The following is a 17,073-nucleotide window of genomic DNA, read 5'->3' as shown; positions in this document are numbered from 1 at the left end:
TTGATGTAAAAATAATAGAAGGCATGGATTCCATGCCTTTTTAGTATTTAATTTATGCCATAAAAATATAGTTTTATACAGCTATTTCTTTTTCTGACAATGAGGGCAATAAAAGCTATTGCGTTGCCCAATAATCATACTTTCAATCTTAGTGCCGCATTTAGGACAAGGTTTACCTTTGTTTCCATAAACTAACAATTCCTGCGCAAAATAACCTGGACGACCATCGGGGTGTAAGAAATCTTTTAATGTTGTACCACCTTGTATAATGGCTTTCGCTAATATGTTTTTAATCGTTTCAACGATTAAGACGCATTGTTTTCGCGTGAGGTTTTCGGCTAGTTTCATTGGGTGCAAACCACATAAAAAGAGCGTTTCATTGGCATAAATATTTCCTACGCCCACGACGATAGCATTATCCATTAAAAAAGTTTTAAGTGCGGTCGATTTCTTGCGTGATTTTTTAAAAAGGTATTCCGCATTAAATTCATCAGAAAGTGGTTCAGGACCAAGTTTTAGGAAAAGATGAAAGTCATCTAAGCTTTCCGTCCATAACCATGCACCGAAGCGTCTCGGGTCGTTATAACGCAGTAATTTGCCATTATTCATTACAATATCAAGGTGATCGTGTTTATCAATAGGGCTATTGTGCGGCACGATTCGAACAGAGCCAGACATGCCTAAATGACCAATGATATAACCTTTTTCAGTATGAATAATGAGATATTTCGCACGACGAGAGGTATCTAAAATTTTGACGTTTTTAAGCGTTGTTAATTCAGGAGAAACCACCCAGCGTAATTGAGGTTGGCGCACTACAATTTTTTCAATAATAAAACCTTTCAAATAGGGGCTGACACCACGCAGGGCTGTTTCAACTTCAGGAAGTTCAGGCATAGATAATCTCGATAATGAATTTGTGGTATAAAAAAACCCGAACAATGTCGGGCTTTTTTCAAATCAGCAAAATTATTTGATTTTTGCTTCTTTATAGATAACGTGTTTACGCACTACTGGATCAAATTTTTTGATTTCCATTTTTTCAGGCATATTACGTTTGTTTTTATCAGTTGTGTAGAAGTGACCGGTCTCTGCAGTAGAAACTAAACGGATTTTCTCACGAGCGCCTTTAGCTGCCATGTTTTAGCTCCTTAGATTTTTTCGCCACGAGCACGGATTTCAGCTAACACTGCATCAATGCCTTTTTTATCAATAATACGCATACCTTTCGCCGTTAAACGTAAGGTTACGAAACGGTTTTCACTTTCAACCCAGAAACGGTGAGTGTGAAGGTTTGGAAGAAAACGACGACGTGTCGCATTCATTGCGTGTGAGCGGTTGTTACCCACAGCTGGACGCTTGCCTGTTACTTGACAAACTCTAGACATAATAATCTCCAATAATTTAAATATAAGCTCGAGCTTATGGTTCGGATAATAAAGCTTAAAACTAAGCTTGCTTCCTCGTCAGGTCGCAGTATCCGACCCACTTACTATATTAAAGGTCGCAAATTATACTGACTTTATTTTTATTTCTCAAGTCTAAAAGCGATTTTTCCGTCTTTAAATAGAAATAAATGATAAAAAATCATCAAATTCCCTAAAACTATAACAGATTATGTTCTGCAAAAGAATAACAAGTCCCTTTGCCGACAATAAAATGGTCCAAAATACGAATATCTATTAACTCGGCGGCTTCGATAATTTTTTGTGTAATCAGTTTGTCGGAATAACTGGGTTCTGCGATACCAGAAGGATGATTGTGGGCTAAAATTAAGGCAGCTGCATTGCAGTAAAGACTTTCTTTGATGATTTCACGAGGATAAACATTCGTTACATTAATTGTGCCTAAAAATAACCGCTCTTTTTTAATCAAACGATGTTGATTATCTAAAAATAACACCATAAAAATTTCACGTTCTTCGTGGTGAAGCTCTGCTTGAAGATAAAGCTTTACTGTAGATGTGTCGCTAAATACATGCTCTATCAGTAATTCTTGCTTCAGATAACGCTTTGTCATTTCGGTGGTGGCTTGCAGTTGAACAAATTGCGTAATGCCTAATCCTTTTACTTTGCAAAAGGCTTCTTTATCTGCACTTAATAAGGCTCGAAGAGAGCCAAAATGTTGTAGCACGTTATGTGATAATGCCATGACAGGGCAACCTTTAATCCCTGTTCGTAGAAAAATAGCAAGTAATTCGTGATCTTCTAGGGCCTCAACGCCGTATTCCAATAATTTTTCACGAGGCATTAAAGGAGAGTTTGTCTGCATATTAATTAATGAAAAGAAAAAAGTGCGGTCAATTTTCATGATGTTTTCAATCTTAGCGAGAAGTCAGTTTTATTTTTGAAATCGAGATCGCAAAAATAAAATTTTTTATTGGCGAAATTTGAAGTAAAATAGGCGACCTTAAGTTGTTAAGTACTAACACACAAAAACATATCCATTCTATTAAGTCGTAGCGGAGTAGCAAATGAGCTTGAGCGGAAAGCGTATTGTTATCGGAATTACAGGAGGCATCGCCGCCTATAAAACCATTGAGTTTATTCGTTTATTACGCAAATCTAACGTAGAAGTTCGAGTGACTTTAACACCCGCTGCCGCTGAATTTGTCACACCTTTAACGCTACAAGCCATTTCTGGCAATGCGGTTTCTCAATCTTTACTTGATCCTCAAGCTGAATTAGCCATGGGGCATATTGAGCTGGCCAAATGGGCTGATGCGATTGTAATTGCGCCAGCTAGTGCCGATTTTATTGCGCGTTTAACCGTTGGAATGGCAAATGATTTACTTAGCACGATTTGTCTTGCGACAAGTGCACCTATTTTGCTCGCACCGGCTATGAATCAACAGATGTACCGACAGGCAATTACACAACAAAATTTGACCGCTCTTTCTGCGCGAGGCATTCATTTTGTTGGGCCAAATAGTGGCTTTCAGGCTTGCGGTGATGTGGGAGCGGGTAGAATGTCTGAACCTGCTGAAATTTTTGAGTCGCTTCAATCACTTTTTGCTGTTCAGCAGGATTTAGCTGATTTAAGTGTCACTATTACGGCAGGCCCGACGCGTGAAGCTATCGATCCTGTTCGTTATATTTCTAACCACAGCTCAGGCAAAATGGGTTTTGCAATTGCTGAGGCTTTTGCAAAACGTGGGGCAAATGTCACCTTAATTGCGGGGCCTGTTAATTTGGCTACACCGAAAAATGTTCATCGTATTGATGTGACAACCGCCCATGAAATGTGGCAAGCCTCCCTTGAAAGTGCGGTCAAAAATCGTATCTTTATTGGCTGTGCTGCGGTAGCAGATTATCGAGTAGCGGAAGTTGCTGATCAAAAAATTAAGAAAACCAATGATAACGATGAGTTTTCTCTTAAATTGGTGAAAAATCCAGACATTATCGCCAGTGTGGCAAGTTTAGAAAAAGATCGTCCATTTGTAGTGGGCTTTGCAGCTGAAACGCAAAATGTCGCTGAATATGCGAAGAGCAAACTTCAACGCAAAAATTTAAATATGATTTGTGCCAATGATGTATCGGGTGGGCAAGTATTCGGACAAGAGCAAAATGCTTTGCAGATCTTTTGGAAAACAGGCGAAAAAGCGTTGCCGTTAGCTGATAAAAATAAATTGGCAGACGTGTTGGTCACTGAAATTGTTGAGCATTATCACAAATAAAATACGTTCAAAATTCGTTGGATTTTGTGACCGCACTTTTGTATGACAGATTTCTTTTAAAGGATAAATAGGCATGAAAAAAATTGATGTAAAAATTTTAGATAGGCGTATTGGCAACGAATTTCCTTTACCAACCTATGCAACCGAAGGTTCAGCTGGTTTGGATTTGCGAGCATTGCTTGAAGAGGGCATTGAAATTCAACCAGGCGAAACCAAACTTATTCCAACAGGCCTTTCAATTTATATTGCCGATCCGAACCTTGCAGCCGTGATTCTGCCTCGTTCGGGTTTAGGTCATAAACACGGTATCGTATTAGGTAACTTAGTGGGCTTAATTGATTCAGATTATCAAGGCCCACTTATGGTGTCAGTATGGAATCGTGGTCAGGAACCATTCAAAATTGAAGTTGGTGACCGTATTGCACAATTAGTCTTTGTGCCGGTTGTTCAAGCAGAATTCAATATTGTCAGCGAATTTACCGAAACTGAGCGTGGTGAAGGCGGTTTTGGTCATTCAGGTAAAAAATAAACTATGGTAGAACAATTATCTCTTGTAGAAGTAGATGAGGTAGCAGCGGAAATCAAACCGCCAAAAATCGAAAAACGTACAGTAAAAGAACGTCGTCAACAGGTGTTGACGGTGCTAACGCATATGCTGCATTCTGAACGCGGAATGGAGCGAATGACGACTGCGCGTTTAGCGGAAGAAGTAGGAGTGTCAGAAGCGGCACTTTACCGATATTTCCCAAGCAAAACAAAAATGTTTGAAGCATTGATCGATAATATTGAAGCGAATTTGTTTAGCCGTATCACTACATCAATGCGTCATGAAACCAATACGATGAATCGAGTGCGTGATATTATGCAAATGATCCTTGACTTTGCGCGTAAAAACCCAGGTTTAACCCGTATTTTGACAGGGCATGCCTTGATGTTTGAAGCGCCTCTTTTACAGGCTCGTGTTGCGCAATTTTTCGATCGTCTTGAAATGCAATTGGTGAATATTCTACAAATGCGAAAATTACGTGAAGGTCGTAGCTTTAATGTCGATGAACGAGTCATTGCTGCGCATTTAGTAACGGTTTGTGAAGGGCAGTTTATGCGTTATGTCCGCACGAACTTCCGTTTAGGCGCCAATCAAAGTTTTGAACAGCAATGGCGTTTTCTTGAACCGCTTTTTGCTTAATTGACTTTAGTTGATAAATATATGATTATTCCGTGGCAAGAATTGCCAACAGAAACCTTAGAAAATATTGTGGAAAGTGTGGTGCTTAGAGAAGGTACTGATTATGGTTCGCACGAATTTTCTTTAGAACAAAAAAAACAACACCTACTAAACAAAATTCACAATGGAAGTGCAGTGATTGTTTGGTCAGAATTACATGAATCCATTGATATAAAAGATAAAATGGAATTTCTGAAATAAATCAATAGGAGCTTATATGTCAGAAGATGTAGAATTACTTGAAGAACAAAAGCCTCAGGATGATGAACCGCAACGCGATCCTGCGCTTGATTGGTTCCTAACACATTGCCATTTACATAAATATCCTGCAAAATCGACTTTAATTCATGCTGGGGAGGATGCCAATATTCTGTATTTCTTAATTAAAGGAACAGTAATGGTTTCATCAAAAGATGACGAAGGCAAAGAAATGATTTTATCTTATTTGGGGGCTGGACAATTTTTTGGTGAAGCGGGTTTATTTGATGAGGGGTCGAAACGTTCTGCTTGGGTAAAAACCAAAACCCCTTGTGAAATTGCGGAAATTTCCTATAAAAAATATCGTCAGCTGATTCAAATTAATCCCGAGATTTTAATGTTCCTTACCTCTCAGTTAGCAAAACGTTTGCAGAATACATCCCGACAAGTCACTAACTTGGCCTTTTTAGATGTGGCAGGGCGTATTGCTCAGGCGCTTATGCACTTGGCAAAACAGCCAGAAGCGATGACTCATCCAGATGGTATGCAGATCAAAATTACACGTCAGGAAATTGGTCAAATGGTGGGCTGTTCTCGTGAAACCGTAGGACGCATAATCAAGATGTTGGAAGATCAAAATCTTATTCATGCGCATGGAAAAACCATTGTAGTTTATGGTACTCGGTAGTCAAAATAACCGTCTTTAATTAGACGGTTATTTTATTTCTGTTGCATTAAGATGAAGTATCTTTTGATAATTTTTATACGAAAAGTGAAAAAATACTTCTTTTAGTGCAATATCCTAATTGACAAAATTGCAGAAGACTTCTATCATAACACTGCCTTCCAATGTGGTTTGTTTGGAAGTCAGGATTGGTCTCCTGAATGTAATAAGTGGCTTTTAAAAGATACTTAATCTTTTAATTTTATATCGCAAACTGGTACCCCAGAGATGCTATAAATCTATGGTGGACTAGGTAGAAATCCCGCAGGGATGCGATACAGTAAGCCACTTGCTGTTAAGACCAATTCTGCTTAGTTCCACCACCCCTCAAAACAATCTTCAATTTTCAAACTTTTATTTAACTCATTTCGAACAAGAAATTCTCAGCTAAAGTGCGGTCATTTTTTACTTTATTTTTGGCAAAAAAATACCGACCCATTTCTGAGTCGGCATTTCATTTGGTGTATGTTATTTCACTTTTTGTTTCATGGCTTCTGCCACAAGTTCAGCTTCAGGGCCGAGAACCACTTGTAAGCCATCGTTACCGATTTTCACGATACCTTTTGCGCCAAGAGACTTAAGCTGCTCTTCGTCAATTTTGTGTTGATCGACTAAGCTTAAACGTAAGCGAGTGATACAAGCATCAATATTTTTGAAGTTATCAGCACCACCTAAAGCATCAATAAATTTGACCGCTCTTTCTTCACGAGATTGGTTCGCTGCTGGTTGTGCCGCAGTAGTTTCTTCTGCTTCTTCTGTGCGACCTAATGTTTTTAAGTTGAACGCTTTGATAGCAAAACGGAATACTGCATAATAAATCACGAAGAATACTAAGCCTTGTACGATTAGCATATACCATTCAACAGCTAATGGGTTGCGTGATGAAAGCACCATATCCACGAGACCTGCACTGAAACCGAAGCCTGCGATCCAATGCATTGTTGCGGCGATAAAGACAGAAATACCGGTTAATACTGCATGGATGAAGTAAAGCACTGGCGCAACAAACATGAAAGAGAATTCTAATGGCTCGGTAATACCAGTGAAGAATGAGGCAAATGCACCCGCAAGCATGATTGATGCCACTTTAGTTCTTTGGCTTGGTTTAGCGCTGAGATAAATCGCTAATGCGGCACCCGGTAAACCGAACATCATGACAGGGAAGAAACCGGCTTGATACATACCGGTTACACCAACTGTTGCAGTACCTTCAGCAAGTGATTTTGCACCACCTAAGAAGTTTGGAATATCATTGATACCTGCGACGTCAAACCAGAATACAGAGTTTAATGCATGGTGTAAGCCAACAGGAATGAGTAAACGGTTGAAGAAACCATAAAGACCAGCACCAGCAGCGCCTAAATCTTTAATATTTTCACCGAATGACACTAAACCACCGAAAATATATGGCCAGATGTAGAGCAATACGAAGCTGAGGAGCATCATGACAAAAGATACAACAATCGGCACAAGGCGTTTTCCGCTAAAGAAGGAGAGTGCTTTTGGCAATTCTACTTGATAGAAGCGGTTATAAAGTTCAGCAGAAATCACCCCGATCAAAATCCCAATAAATTGATTATTGATTTTCCCGAAGGCTGCGGGCACTTCACTTACATCAATATGTTGTAGTTGAGCAACACTGCCAGGTGAAAGTAGCGTTGTTACCACATAGTAACCCACTAAACCTGAAAGTGCAGCAGAACCATGTTTGTCCTTAGATAAACCGAAAGCAACGCCAACGGCAAAAAGCAGCCCCATATTATCAATGATAGCACCGCCAGATTTAATTAAAAACGCAGCAAGTTGACTGTTAGCGCCCCAGCCATCAGGGTCAAGCCAATAACCAATACCCATCAGTACAGCCGCTGCTGGTAAGACAGCAACAGGTACCATTAAGGCTTGCCCAATTTTTTGTGCATAACCTAACACATTCATTCTTTTCTCCTATTTCTTAATAATGAAGCATTACTTCATATTCTAAATTAAAAAAAAATGTTTTGTATAGATGTCGTAACTTTATCTTAAAATTGAGAGGCTGATCACAAAATATGAAATATTACTTCAATAATTATTTATAAATGGTGTTTGTTTTTATATAATGAAGGAAAAGAAAACACAAAGCTAAACCAGGTGTTACTGTTTAATATGGGAGTTTATATGTCGAAATTATCACATAATGAAGTCTTAGATAAAATCAAATTTGGTCTTATTGCTTCTTGTCAGCCTGTTGATGACGGCCCGATGGATAAACCAGAAATTGTGGCGGCCATGGCGCAGGCTTCTGTTGTTGGTGGCGCAGCGGGCTTGCGTATTGAGGGGGTAGAAAATCTTAAAGCTACACGTCCGACTGTGAATGTGCCGATTATTGGTATTGTGAAACGTGATTTACCTGACAGCCCTGTAAGAATTACGCCATTTTTACATGATATTGAAGATTTAGCGAAAGCCGGTGCAGATATTATCGCCGTGGATGGGACGAATCGTCCTAGACCGGTAGACATTGAAAGTGCGGTCAAAAAAATCCACGAATTAGGCTGTTTAGCTATGGCGGATTGTTCGAATTTAGAAGAAGGCTTGAACTGCCAAAAACTAGGGTTTGATATTGTGGGCAGTACGATGTCTGGCTACACCGGTGGCATTGTGCCGGAAGAGCCTGATTATCAATTAGTTAAAGATTTGAAAGCAGCAGGCTGCCGAGTCATGGCAGAAGGACGCTATAACACCCCTGAATTGGCAAAAACGGCGATTGAAATTGGCGCTTATTGTGTAACAGTCGGTTCTGCATTAACTCGCTTAGAGCATATTGTAAGCTGGTTTGCACAAGCCATTCATTCAGCGAAAAAATAAAGGAAGAAGATATGTCATTAACAGTGGATAGTGGTCAGACATTACAGCGTTGTTTGGCATTAGATATTGGTGGCACGAAAATCGCTTCTGCTATAGTGAAAAATGGTGAGATTCAGCAGCGAAAACAGATTTCCACACCACAAGATGATGCCGCGCAAGCGATGAATCAAACCCTTGCTCAGTTGTTAAAAGAATACGAAGGGCAGTTTGATTATGTTGCTGTTGCTTCAACGGGAATTATTAATCAAGGCATTCTGACTGCACTTAACCCTAAAAATTTGGGTGGATTAGCTCAATTTCCATTAAAAGACAGCATTGCACAGCATACCGATAAACCGATTGGTTTACTTAATGACGTGCAAGCTGCAGCCTATGCCGAGTATCAATTACAAAATCCTAATGATGTTCAAAACTTTACCTTTATTACGGTTTCAACAGGCGTAGGGGGCGGTTTAATTTTAAATCATCGTTTACTTACTGAGCCAAACGGTATTGCAGGGCATATTGGTCATACTTTGGCTGATCCTAATGGCCCTGTTTGTGGCTGTGGCCGCCGTGGTTGTGTTGAAGCCATTGCATCCGGTCGTGCGATTGAAGCGGTTTCCTCTCAATGGGATGAGCCTTGCGATCCGAAAGAAGTTTTTGCGCGTTTCCGTCAAAATGATGAAAAAGCAACCGCACTTGTGACTCGTTCAGCACAAGCCATTGCGAATTTAATTGCAGATTTGAAGATTGGATTAGACATGCAAAAAGTCGTGGTTGGCGGTAGCGTAGGGTTAGCAGAAGGTTATTTACCGTTAGTTCAATCTTTATTAAGTGAACTTCCGGCGGTTTATCACTGCGAATTAGAACGTGCTCAATTTGGACAAGATGCGGGCTTGATTGGGGCGGCTTACTGGGTAAAAGATTGCTTATTACAAGCTAAAAATACGGGAGTGGTTTATGGCTAAAAACGGCAATATTTTAAATACCATCAGCTCGTTATATCGCAGTTTAACGAAAACAGAAAAGAAAATTGCGGATGCGATTTTATTGAATCCCGATCTTGCGGTGCAAGCGCCTTTAGCTGAAATAGCTACTCATTTAGAAGTGGGAGAGGCGACCTTTGTGCGCTTTTGCCGTACTCTCGGCTTTAAAGGTTTCAGTGATTTTAAATTGGAATTATCCATCGAGCTTGCGACGAAGGATGGTAAAGATAATACTGTATTAGATTCAGATATTACCGATTCTGACAACTCATTGAATATTGCGCATAAGCTGAAATCTGCCATCAATAACGTAATGAATGAAACCATTAATTTATTAGATTTTAAGCAGCTAGAAGAGGTAGTGAAAGCCATTCAACAGGCGAATCGTGTCTTTTTATTTGGTGTGGGTACATCAGGTATTACGGCGGAAGATGCTAAAAATAAATTGATGCGCATCGGTGTGCAAGTGGATGCCACGGGTAATAACCATTTTATGTATATGCAGGCATCGTTATTGACGAAAAAGGATGTGGCAATTGGTTTGAGCCATTCAGGTTATTCTCAAGAGACGACTCATGCCATGAAAATCGCCAAAGAAAATGGGGCAAAAACCATTGCGATTACGCACAGTTTGCGTTCACCCATCACAGAATATGCTGATCTTGTTTTAGTGAATGGGAATAAGCAAGGTAAGCTACAAGGCGATTCTATTGGCACGAAGATTGCTCAATTATTCGTATTAGATTTAATTTATGCTTTATTAGTGCAGGCATCACAAGAAAGTGCGGTCAAAATAAAGCAAAAAACATTAAATGTTATTTTAGAACAACGTATCAAATAGGAGAGAAAAATGCGTAACTTAAAAGGTATTTTTAGTGCGTTATTAGTATCATTCAATGAAGATGGCTCTATCAATGAAAAAGGTTTGCGTGAAATTATTCGCTATAATATTGATAAGATGAAAATTGATGGTTTATATGTAGGCGGTTCAACAGGTGAAAACTTCATGCTTTCTACGGAAGAGAAAAAACAAATTTTCCGTATTGCGAAAGATGAAGCAAAAGACCAAGTCGCGTTAATTGCCCAAGTAGGTAGTGTGAACTTACATGAAGCAGTGGAATTAGGTAAATATGCAACCGAATTAGGTTATGACAGTCTTTCTGCAGTAACCCCGTTCTACTATAAATTCAGCTTCCCTGAAATCAAACATTACTATGACACTATCATTGCTGAAACAGGCAATAACATGATCGTGTACTCAATTCCGTTCTTAACAGGCGTGAATATGGGAATTGAGCAATTCGGCGAACTTTATAAAAACCCGAAAGTGCTTGGTGTGAAATTTACCGCTGGGGATTTCTATCTATTAGAACGCTTGAAAAAAGCTTATCCAAATCACCTCATTTGGGCTGGTTTTGATGAAATGATGGTGCCGGCAGTATCTCTTGGTGTAGATGGTGCAATTGGTAGCACATTCAACGTAAACGGTGTACGTGCAAGACAAATCTTTGACTTAACCAAACAAGGTAAATTGGCTGATGCGCTTCAAGTTCAACACGTGACCAATGACCTTATCGAAGGCATTTTAGCAAATGGCTTATATCTCACTATCAAAGAGTTATTGAAATTAGAGGGTGTGGATGCAGGTTATTGCCGCGAGCCAATGACAGCGAAAGCAACACCAGAGCAATTAGCGAAAGCGAAAGAGTTAAAAGCAAAATATTTATAAATTAATGGAAAAGTGACCGCACTTACTTCTTTCCTCCCTCTATAGCGGGGAGGAGAGAATGTCGGTGTAGTACTGATAAGGAAGGTTATTATGCGTCTCATTCCTCTGAATAATGAACAACAAGTCAGCCGTTGGGCGGCGCGTCATATTGCTGATCGAATTAATCATTTTAAACCTACAGCAGAACGTCCTTTTGTATTAGGTTTACCAACAGGCAGTACACCACTTAAGACCTATCAAGAATTGATTAAATTAAATCAAGCGGGAGAGGTGAGTTTTAAACATGTAGTGACCTTTAATATGGATGAATATGTGGGTTTGCCAAAAGAGCATCCAGAAAGCTATCACAGTTTTATGCATAATAATTTCTTCAACCATATTGATATTCAACCGCAAAATATCAATATTTTGAATGGTAACACCGATGACCATGATGAAGAATGTCGTTGTTATGAAGAAAAAATTAAATCTTACGGTAAAATTCATTTATTTATGGGCGGCGTAGGTGTTGATGGCCATATTGCTTTTAATGAGCCCGCGTCTTCTTTAAGTTCGCGCACCCGTATTAAAACCTTAACACCTGATACCATTATCGCGAATTCTCGTTTCTTTAATAACGATGTAAATCAAGTACCAAAATATGCTTTAACAATCGGTGTGGGTACATTACTTGATGCAGAAGAAGTGATGATTTTAGCAACAGGCCATAAGAAAGCCTTAGCCGTGCAAGCTGCGGTAGAAGGTGGGATTAATCACCTTTGGACGGTCAGTGCCTTACAGCTTCATCGCCATTTTGTTTTAGTCTGTGATGAGCCTGCACTGCAAGAATTAAAAGTGAAAACAGTGAAATATTTTACCGAATTGGAAGGTCGCGCGATTCATAGTGTGTTATAAGTGCGGTTAATTTTAATTGGATTTTAGGAAGGTATGATGAAGTATGCATTAATTAACAGCGTAATCTACACCAAAAATGAAGTGTTAAGAGATTATGCAGTGGTTATTGAAGGGGAATATATTCAATCCGTTATTCCACAAAGCGAATTAGAAAGTGGGATTAAAACCATTGATTTAAAAGGGCATAATCTCACAGCGGGCTTTATTGATCTGCAGTTAAATGGCTGCGGTGGCGTGATGTTTAACGATCAAACAAGCGTAGAAACATTAGAAATTATGCAAGCGACTAATTTGAAATCAGGCTGTACGAGTTTCTTACCAACGTTTATTACTGCACCGGATGAAGATATCAAACGCGCAGTAAGTATCATGCGAGAGTATTTGAATAAGCATAAAAATCAAGCGCTTGGTTTACACATCGAAGGGCCTTATTTGAGCTTAGAGAAAAAAGGCGTACATCGCCCGGAATATATCCGTGAAGCGACGCCAGAGATGAAAGATTTCTTATGTGATAATGCGGATGTCATTACCAAGCTTACCATTGCCGCTGAAAACCCAACGGCGCAATATATTCCTGATTTTGTGAAAGCAGGCATTATTGTGTCTATTGGGCATTCTAATGCGACTTATGAAGTAGCGAAAGCTGCCTTTCATAAAGGTGCGACTTTTGCGACTCACTTGCACAATGCCATGTCGCCGATCAGTTCAGGACGAGCAATGGGCGTAGTTGGTGCAGTGTTAGATTCTGATGTTTACACGGGGATTATTGTAGATGGTGTGCATGTGAACTTTGGTAACGTTCGCTTAGATAAAAAAGCAAAAGGTGATAAACTTTGCATTGTAACCGATTCTCTTGCTGCTGCAGGTGCACCACCTGAATTGGAAACCTTCACTTTTGTAGGAAAACCGATTTATGTGAAAGACGGTCGTTGCTACGACGCAAATGGTACGATTGCAGGTGCATCGATTACCATGATGGAATCCATCAAAAATGCCGTGGAATATGTGGAAATTCCATTAGCAGAAGCAATTCGTATGAGTAACCTTTACCCTGCGAGAGCGATTGGCGTAGATGATCGTTTAGGCTCAGTTGAAGCAGGTAAGGTAGCAAACTTGGCAGTGTTCACAAAAGATTATGATGTGATTGGTACCGTATTAAACGGCGAATGGAAACCAAACTAAAGTGCGGTCAAAAATAGTATTGTTTTAAACGTAATCCGATCTTTAAACAGATCGGATTATTTTTTATGACTGTAGTACGGTGATCTTACCGGTATCCACTTGGAACAATTTTCCTTTTCCCACTTGCATCTCTTTGAGTTGACCTTGAGTGATGGCAGTAACAAAGACTTGAGATCCACTTTGTTGCAAGCGTTCCGCAAGCAAGGCACGTTTATGTTGATCCAACTCTGAGGCAAAGTCATCAATTAGGAAGATACAATGACGCTGTTTTTGAATCATTAAATGTTCACCTTGCGCTAAACGTAGCGCGCACATTAATAATTTTAATTGACCACGAGAGAGCACATCTTCTACAGGTAATCCATTGGCTTTAAAACGGAAGTCCGCTTTTTGTGGTCCTGAAACCGTATAGCCAATGGCTTTGTCTCGCTCAAAGTTTTGCGCCAATAATTCACCATATTCTGTCTCTTTCTCCCAGCCTTGATGAAAGCTAACAGTAATCTCTAATTCAGGTAAAAATAACTGGCAGGTTTTTTCAATTTCTGGGCGTAAGGCTTCAGCATATTCAGCACGCCAATCACTCACTTGATGGGCTAATTTAGCTAATTCAATATCCCATATTTTTATTGCAGAATAAGGCTGATTTTGACTTAATGCGGCATTTCGCTGTTTTAATAAGCGGTTTAATGCGACCCAAGAGGAATGGAAACTATTATGGTGGTGGAATAAGCCCCAATCTAAAAAAGCGCGTCGAAAACTAGGTCCACCATTTAGTAGGGTCAGCCCTTCTGGCGTAATCAATTGCATGGGTAAAAGGTGAGCGAGATCGGCAATTTTATTACCGTCTTCACCATTTATTTTCGCAATAGTATTACCTTGACGAAGTTTTTGTAAGCCAACAGACCATTGATGCTGGCTTTCTTGAATTTGGCCAAAAAGCGTGAAATGAGGTTCATCGTAAGAAATGATGCGATTTGCGACCGCACTTTTGAAAGAGCGTCCATGTCCGAGATAAAAAATGGCTTCTAATAAGCTCGTTTTTCCGCTGCCGTTATTGCCGACTAAAAAGTTAAAGCCGTGATCAAATTCAAGATCCACGGCATTTAAATTTCTAAATTTTTCAACAATTAAGCGGGAAATGGCCATTATTCTTAGAGGCGCATTGGCATAATGACGTATTCTGCGCTTGCATCTTCACTGTTTTCAATTAAGCAGCTTGATGATGCATCTGTGAGGCGAATGCGTACTTGTTGGCATTTTAAGGCATTCAATACATCTAAAATGTAAGTCACATTAAAGCCCACTTCCATTTCTTCACCTTGATAATTCACATCCACGATTTCTTCTGCCACTTCGTGTTCTGGGTTAGATGCGGTAATTTTAAGTTGGTTTTCACTTAAGTTTAAACGTACGCTACGTACACGTTCATTTGAAAGGATAGATGCGCGTACAAAGGCTTGTTTTAAGGTTTCCCAGTTACCTTCTACGATACGAGTTGCATTACGTGGTAATACACGACGGTAATCAGGGAAGCGACCATCAATAAGTTTTGAGGTAAACACAATGTGGTTTAAGTGAATACGAAGATTATTCGTGCCGATTTGCAAACGAGCAAGCTCATCACTGCTTTCTAATAGGCGATTCAGTTCTAATACACCTTTGCGTGGCAGAATAACCGAATGAGTTTGCAGATCTTGATCTAATTCGATCGTACAAACGGCAAGACGGTGACCGTCAGTTGCAACAGTACGTAATAAATTACCTTCGGTTTCAAATTTCATGCCATTTAAGAAATAGCGGGCATCCTGGTTTGCCATTGAAAATTGGGTGGCTTCAATTAAGCGACGCAAGGTGCTTTGCGGTAAGGCAAAATCCACTTCAGATTGCCAATCCGTTAGATTTGGATATTCTTCAGCGGGTAGAGCCGTGAGATTAAACTTACTGCGACCAGACTCTACAATTGCGCGATCTTCTTCAAAGGTAACTGTAATTTCAAATTCATCTGATAGCGTGCGGCAAATATCCAAGAATTTTTTAGCCGGAATGGTGAACGCGCCATCTGCTGTTGAAGAAGAAAGTTGAGTATAGCTAGAAAGCTCAACTTCAAGGTCTGTACCCGTAATAGTTAAACGGTTATCTTCAATTTGTAATAACACGTTATTTAATACTGGAATATTAGGACGATTGCTTAATACGCCACAAACTTGCTGTAAGGGTTTTAATAGATTTTCTCTTGAAATGCTAAATTGCATCATGGGCTCCTTATGCAGATAATGTGCGAATTAAATTCGCCCAATCTTCTTGAATACTGCTGTCTTTTTCACGGAATTTTGGCACTTCACGGCAGGCATTTAAGACGGTCGTATGATCGCGTTCAAAAGCTCGTCCAATTTCGGGTAAACTTTTATTAGTTAATTCTTTGGCTAACGCCATCGCAACTTGGCGTGGACGAGTGACTGATCTTGCCCTGCTTTTTGATTTTAAATCCGCCACTTTAATTCGATAGTATTCTGCCACGACTTTCTGGATGTTTTCAATGGTCACTAAACGTTCTTGTAAGGCGAGGATATCTTTTAAAGTGTCACGGACAAAATCAATATCAATGTGACCACCTTTGAAGTCTTGCATCGCTTTCACACGGTTTAATGCGCCTTCTAATTCACGAACGTTAGTGCGTAAACGTTGAGCAATAAAGAATGCCACTTCTTCTGGCAGATCCATATTATGTTCTTCTGCCTTTTTCAGCAAAATCGCAACACGGGTTTCTAAATCAGGTGGCTCTATTGCTGTTGTTAAGCCCCAACCAAAACGAGACTTTAAGCGTTCTTCAATTTTTTCAATCTCTTTCGGATAACGATCGGAAGTTAAAATAATTTGACGACTGGTTTCAAATAAATTATTGAAAATATGGAAGAATTCTTCCTGTGTTTTTTCCTTCTCTGCGAAGAATTGAATATCATCCACTAATAAGGCATCAAGAGAACGATAGAATTTTTTGAATTGATCCATCTTATTATCACGCATCGCTTTTACCATGTGTTGCATAAAGTTATTCGCATGGATATAAAGTACGCGGGCATTTGGTTTATTCGCTAAAATGCCATTACCGATTGCGTGTAATAAGTGGGTTTTACCTAAACCTGTCCCACCATATAAAAAGAATGGGTTTGCTGTTTGTTCACCTGGTGCGAGAGCGAGTTTTTGCCCGACGGCTCGAGCGAGTTGGTTTGATTTACCTTCAACAAAGTTATCAAACACATGCTTACGATTTAGATGTGATTCAAATTTAGTTGGCGCATCAGATTCTTGCTGAGAACTCACCGCACTTTCTTGATGATTAGCTGTTTGAGTCAGGGGGGGCTCAACAGCTTTTGGAGCAGGTTTTACCCCTTCTTTTACAGTAATTTGTAAATTTGAATTTTGTGCAAGAGCTTGACAAATTTGATGAATCTGAGCTAAATAATGATTTTCAACCCAGCTTTTCACAAACATATTTGATGCGTATAACACGATTTGATCCTGTGAGACTAAATCCGCTTGTAATGGACGTAGCCAAGTACTCATGTCCATCGGTGAAACTTGGTCTTGTAGCTGTAATAAGCAATCTTGCCATAGGGTAGAAAGGCTCAC

The 17,073-nt window shown here is 39.7% G+C and carries 19 protein-coding genes; 11 read left to right on the top strand and 8 right to left on the bottom strand.

Annotated features, from left to right (window positions below; genetic code table 11):
- Positions 1-81: 81 nt before the first annotated feature.
- The 4 genes from mutM to radC form a co-directional block, all read right to left on the bottom strand.
- Complete coding sequence (mutM, locus tag EL215_RS00095) at positions 82-897, bottom strand: DNA-formamidopyrimidine glycosylase (protein WP_126469398.1); 816 nt, start codon at positions 895-897, stop codon at positions 82-84.
- A 72-nt stretch (positions 898-969) separates the two neighbouring features.
- Positions 970-1,140, bottom strand: coding sequence for a 50S ribosomal protein L33 (gene rpmG, locus EL215_RS00090; protein WP_005613503.1), 171 nt, complete (start codon positions 1,138-1,140; stop codon positions 970-972).
- 11 nt (positions 1,141-1,151) lie between these two features.
- Positions 1,152-1,388: a 50S ribosomal protein L28 gene (gene rpmB / locus EL215_RS00085; protein ID WP_005542826.1), complete on the bottom strand. Its 237-nt coding sequence runs from the start codon at positions 1,386-1,388 to the stop codon at positions 1,152-1,154.
- A 217-nt stretch (positions 1,389-1,605) separates the two neighbouring features.
- Positions 1,606-2,271, bottom strand: a complete 666-nt coding sequence (gene radC / locus EL215_RS00080) for a RadC family protein (RefSeq protein WP_126471957.1) — start codon at positions 2,269-2,271, stop codon at positions 1,606-1,608.
- Between the two features lie 202 nt (positions 2,272-2,473).
- Between radC and coaBC the strand changes: the two genes are divergently transcribed.
- The 5 genes from coaBC to crp all read left to right on the top strand — a co-directional run bounded on the left by coaBC (position 2,474) and on the right by crp (position 5,787).
- Entirely contained in the window at positions 2,474-3,676 is a 1,203-nt protein-coding gene (gene coaBC / locus EL215_RS00075; RefSeq protein ID WP_126469396.1) for a bifunctional phosphopantothenoylcysteine decarboxylase/phosphopantothenate--cysteine ligase CoaBC, read from the top strand.
- Between the two features lie 73 nt (positions 3,677-3,749).
- Positions 3,750-4,205 (top strand): dUTP diphosphatase, encoded by a 456-nt coding sequence (gene dut, locus EL215_RS00070; protein ID WP_126469394.1) that lies wholly within the window; start codon positions 3,750-3,752, stop codon positions 4,203-4,205.
- A gap of 3 nt (positions 4,206-4,208) precedes the next feature.
- Positions 4,209-4,862 carry a nucleoid occlusion factor SlmA gene (gene slmA, locus EL215_RS00065; protein WP_126469392.1) on the top strand — a complete coding sequence of 218 codons (654 nt, stop codon included), beginning with the start codon at positions 4,209-4,211 and terminating at the stop codon, positions 4,860-4,862.
- 21 nt (positions 4,863-4,883) lie between these two features.
- Complete coding sequence (locus tag EL215_RS00060; RefSeq protein ID WP_005695554.1) at positions 4,884-5,102, top strand: YheU family protein; 219 nt, start codon at positions 4,884-4,886, stop codon at positions 5,100-5,102.
- 16 nt (positions 5,103-5,118) lie between these two features.
- Positions 5,119-5,787, top strand: a complete 669-nt coding sequence (gene crp / locus EL215_RS00055) for a cAMP-activated global transcriptional regulator CRP (RefSeq protein ID WP_126469390.1) — start codon at positions 5,119-5,121, stop codon at positions 5,785-5,787.
- A gap of 504 nt (positions 5,788-6,291) precedes the next feature.
- On the opposite strand, the gene nagE is transcribed toward crp, so the two are convergent.
- Positions 6,292-7,758 carry an N-acetylglucosamine-specific PTS transporter subunit IIBC gene (nagE, locus tag EL215_RS00050; protein ID WP_126469388.1) on the bottom strand — a complete coding sequence of 489 codons (1,467 nt, stop codon included), beginning with the start codon at positions 7,756-7,758 and terminating at the stop codon, positions 6,292-6,294.
- A 222-nt stretch (positions 7,759-7,980) separates the two neighbouring features.
- On the opposite strand from nagE, the gene EL215_RS00045 reads away from it, so the two are divergent.
- From EL215_RS00045 to nagA, 6 genes are all read left to right on the top strand, one after another.
- Positions 7,981-8,670, top strand: a complete 690-nt coding sequence (locus tag EL215_RS00045; RefSeq protein WP_126469386.1) for an N-acetylmannosamine-6-phosphate 2-epimerase — start codon at positions 7,981-7,983, stop codon at positions 8,668-8,670.
- An 11-nt stretch (positions 8,671-8,681) separates the two neighbouring features.
- Positions 8,682-9,620 carry an N-acetylmannosamine kinase gene (locus EL215_RS00040; RefSeq protein ID WP_126469384.1) on the top strand — a complete coding sequence of 313 codons (939 nt, stop codon included), beginning with the start codon at positions 8,682-8,684 and terminating at the stop codon, positions 9,618-9,620.
- Positions 9,613-10,479 (top strand): MurR/RpiR family transcriptional regulator, encoded by an 867-nt coding sequence (locus EL215_RS00035; RefSeq protein ID WP_049357040.1) that lies wholly within the window; start codon positions 9,613-9,615, stop codon positions 10,477-10,479. Before EL215_RS00040 ends, EL215_RS00035 begins: the two co-directional genes overlap by 8 nt.
- Positions 10,480-10,488: 9 nt before the next feature.
- Positions 10,489-11,367 carry an N-acetylneuraminate lyase gene (nanA, locus tag EL215_RS00030; protein ID WP_126469382.1) on the top strand — a complete coding sequence of 293 codons (879 nt, stop codon included), beginning with the start codon at positions 10,489-10,491 and terminating at the stop codon, positions 11,365-11,367.
- A gap of 90 nt (positions 11,368-11,457) precedes the next feature.
- Positions 11,458-12,261, top strand: a complete 804-nt coding sequence (nagB, locus tag EL215_RS00025) for a glucosamine-6-phosphate deaminase (protein ID WP_126469380.1) — start codon at positions 11,458-11,460, stop codon at positions 12,259-12,261.
- A gap of 36 nt (positions 12,262-12,297) precedes the next feature.
- Entirely contained in the window at positions 12,298-13,443 is a 1,146-nt protein-coding gene (nagA, locus tag EL215_RS00020) for an N-acetylglucosamine-6-phosphate deacetylase (protein ID WP_126471955.1), read from the top strand.
- Between the two features lie 63 nt (positions 13,444-13,506).
- Here nagA and recF read toward each other — a convergent pair whose 3' ends face one another.
- Genes recF through dnaA form a run of 3 tightly spaced genes read right to left on the bottom strand, consistent with a single transcriptional unit; the run spans position 13,507 to position 17,073 of the window.
- Entirely contained in the window at positions 13,507-14,589 is a 1,083-nt protein-coding gene (gene recF, locus EL215_RS00015) for a DNA replication/repair protein RecF (RefSeq protein ID WP_126469378.1), read from the bottom strand.
- Between the two features lie 5 nt (positions 14,590-14,594).
- A complete protein-coding gene (gene dnaN / locus EL215_RS00010) occupies positions 14,595-15,695 on the bottom strand; it encodes a DNA polymerase III subunit beta (RefSeq protein WP_126471953.1) in 1,101 nt (366 codons plus the stop codon).
- A gap of 10 nt (positions 15,696-15,705) precedes the next feature.
- Positions 15,706-17,073, bottom strand: coding sequence for a chromosomal replication initiator protein DnaA (gene dnaA, locus EL215_RS00005; protein WP_126469376.1), 1,368 nt, complete (start codon positions 17,071-17,073; stop codon positions 15,706-15,708).

The organism is Haemophilus parainfluenzae, from assembly GCF_900638025.1.
Lineage (GTDB): Bacteria > Pseudomonadota > Gammaproteobacteria > Enterobacterales > Pasteurellaceae > Haemophilus_D > Haemophilus_D parainfluenzae_J.
This window is presented reverse-complemented; position numbering and strand designations above follow the sequence as displayed.

Coding starts and splice junctions, on each gene's coding strand:
- crp (WP_126469390.1), top strand. CDS start 5,119: ATGTCAGAAGATGTAGAATTACTTGAAGAACAAAAGCCTCAGGATGAT.
- EL215_RS00040 (WP_126469384.1), top strand. CDS start 8,682: ATGTCATTAACAGTGGATAGTGGTCAGACATTACAGCGTTGTTTGGCA.
- EL215_RS00060 (WP_005695554.1), top strand. CDS start 4,884: ATGATTATTCCGTGGCAAGAATTGCCAACAGAAACCTTAGAAAATATT.
- EL215_RS00045 (WP_126469386.1), top strand. CDS start 7,981: ATGTCGAAATTATCACATAATGAAGTCTTAGATAAAATCAAATTTGGT.
- nagB (WP_126469380.1), top strand. CDS start 11,458: ATGCGTCTCATTCCTCTGAATAATGAACAACAAGTCAGCCGTTGGGCG.
- recF (WP_126469378.1), bottom strand. CDS start 14,589: ATGGCCATTTCCCGCTTAATTGTTGAAAAATTTAGAAATTTAAATGCC.
- nanA (WP_126469382.1), top strand. CDS start 10,489: ATGCGTAACTTAAAAGGTATTTTTAGTGCGTTATTAGTATCATTCAAT.
- nagA (WP_126471955.1), top strand. CDS start 12,298: ATGAAGTATGCATTAATTAACAGCGTAATCTACACCAAAAATGAAGTG.
- radC (WP_126471957.1), bottom strand. CDS start 2,271: ATGCAGACAAACTCTCCTTTAATGCCTCGTGAAAAATTATTGGAATAC.
- rpmG (WP_005613503.1), bottom strand. CDS start 1,140: ATGGCAGCTAAAGGCGCTCGTGAGAAAATCCGTTTAGTTTCTACTGCA.
- mutM (WP_126469398.1), bottom strand. CDS start 897: ATGCCTGAACTTCCTGAAGTTGAAACAGCCCTGCGTGGTGTCAGCCCC.
- coaBC (WP_126469396.1), top strand. CDS start 2,474: ATGAGCTTGAGCGGAAAGCGTATTGTTATCGGAATTACAGGAGGCATC.
- EL215_RS00035 (WP_049357040.1), top strand. CDS start 9,613: ATGGCTAAAAACGGCAATATTTTAAATACCATCAGCTCGTTATATCGC.
- slmA (WP_126469392.1), top strand. CDS start 4,209: ATGGTAGAACAATTATCTCTTGTAGAAGTAGATGAGGTAGCAGCGGAA.
- dut (WP_126469394.1), top strand. CDS start 3,750: ATGAAAAAAATTGATGTAAAAATTTTAGATAGGCGTATTGGCAACGAA.
- rpmB (WP_005542826.1), bottom strand. CDS start 1,388: ATGTCTAGAGTTTGTCAAGTAACAGGCAAGCGTCCAGCTGTGGGTAAC.
- dnaN (WP_126471953.1), bottom strand. CDS start 15,695: ATGCAATTTAGCATTTCAAGAGAAAATCTATTAAAACCCTTACAGCAA.
- nagE (WP_126469388.1), bottom strand. CDS start 7,758: ATGAATGTGTTAGGTTATGCACAAAAAATTGGGCAAGCCTTAATGGTA.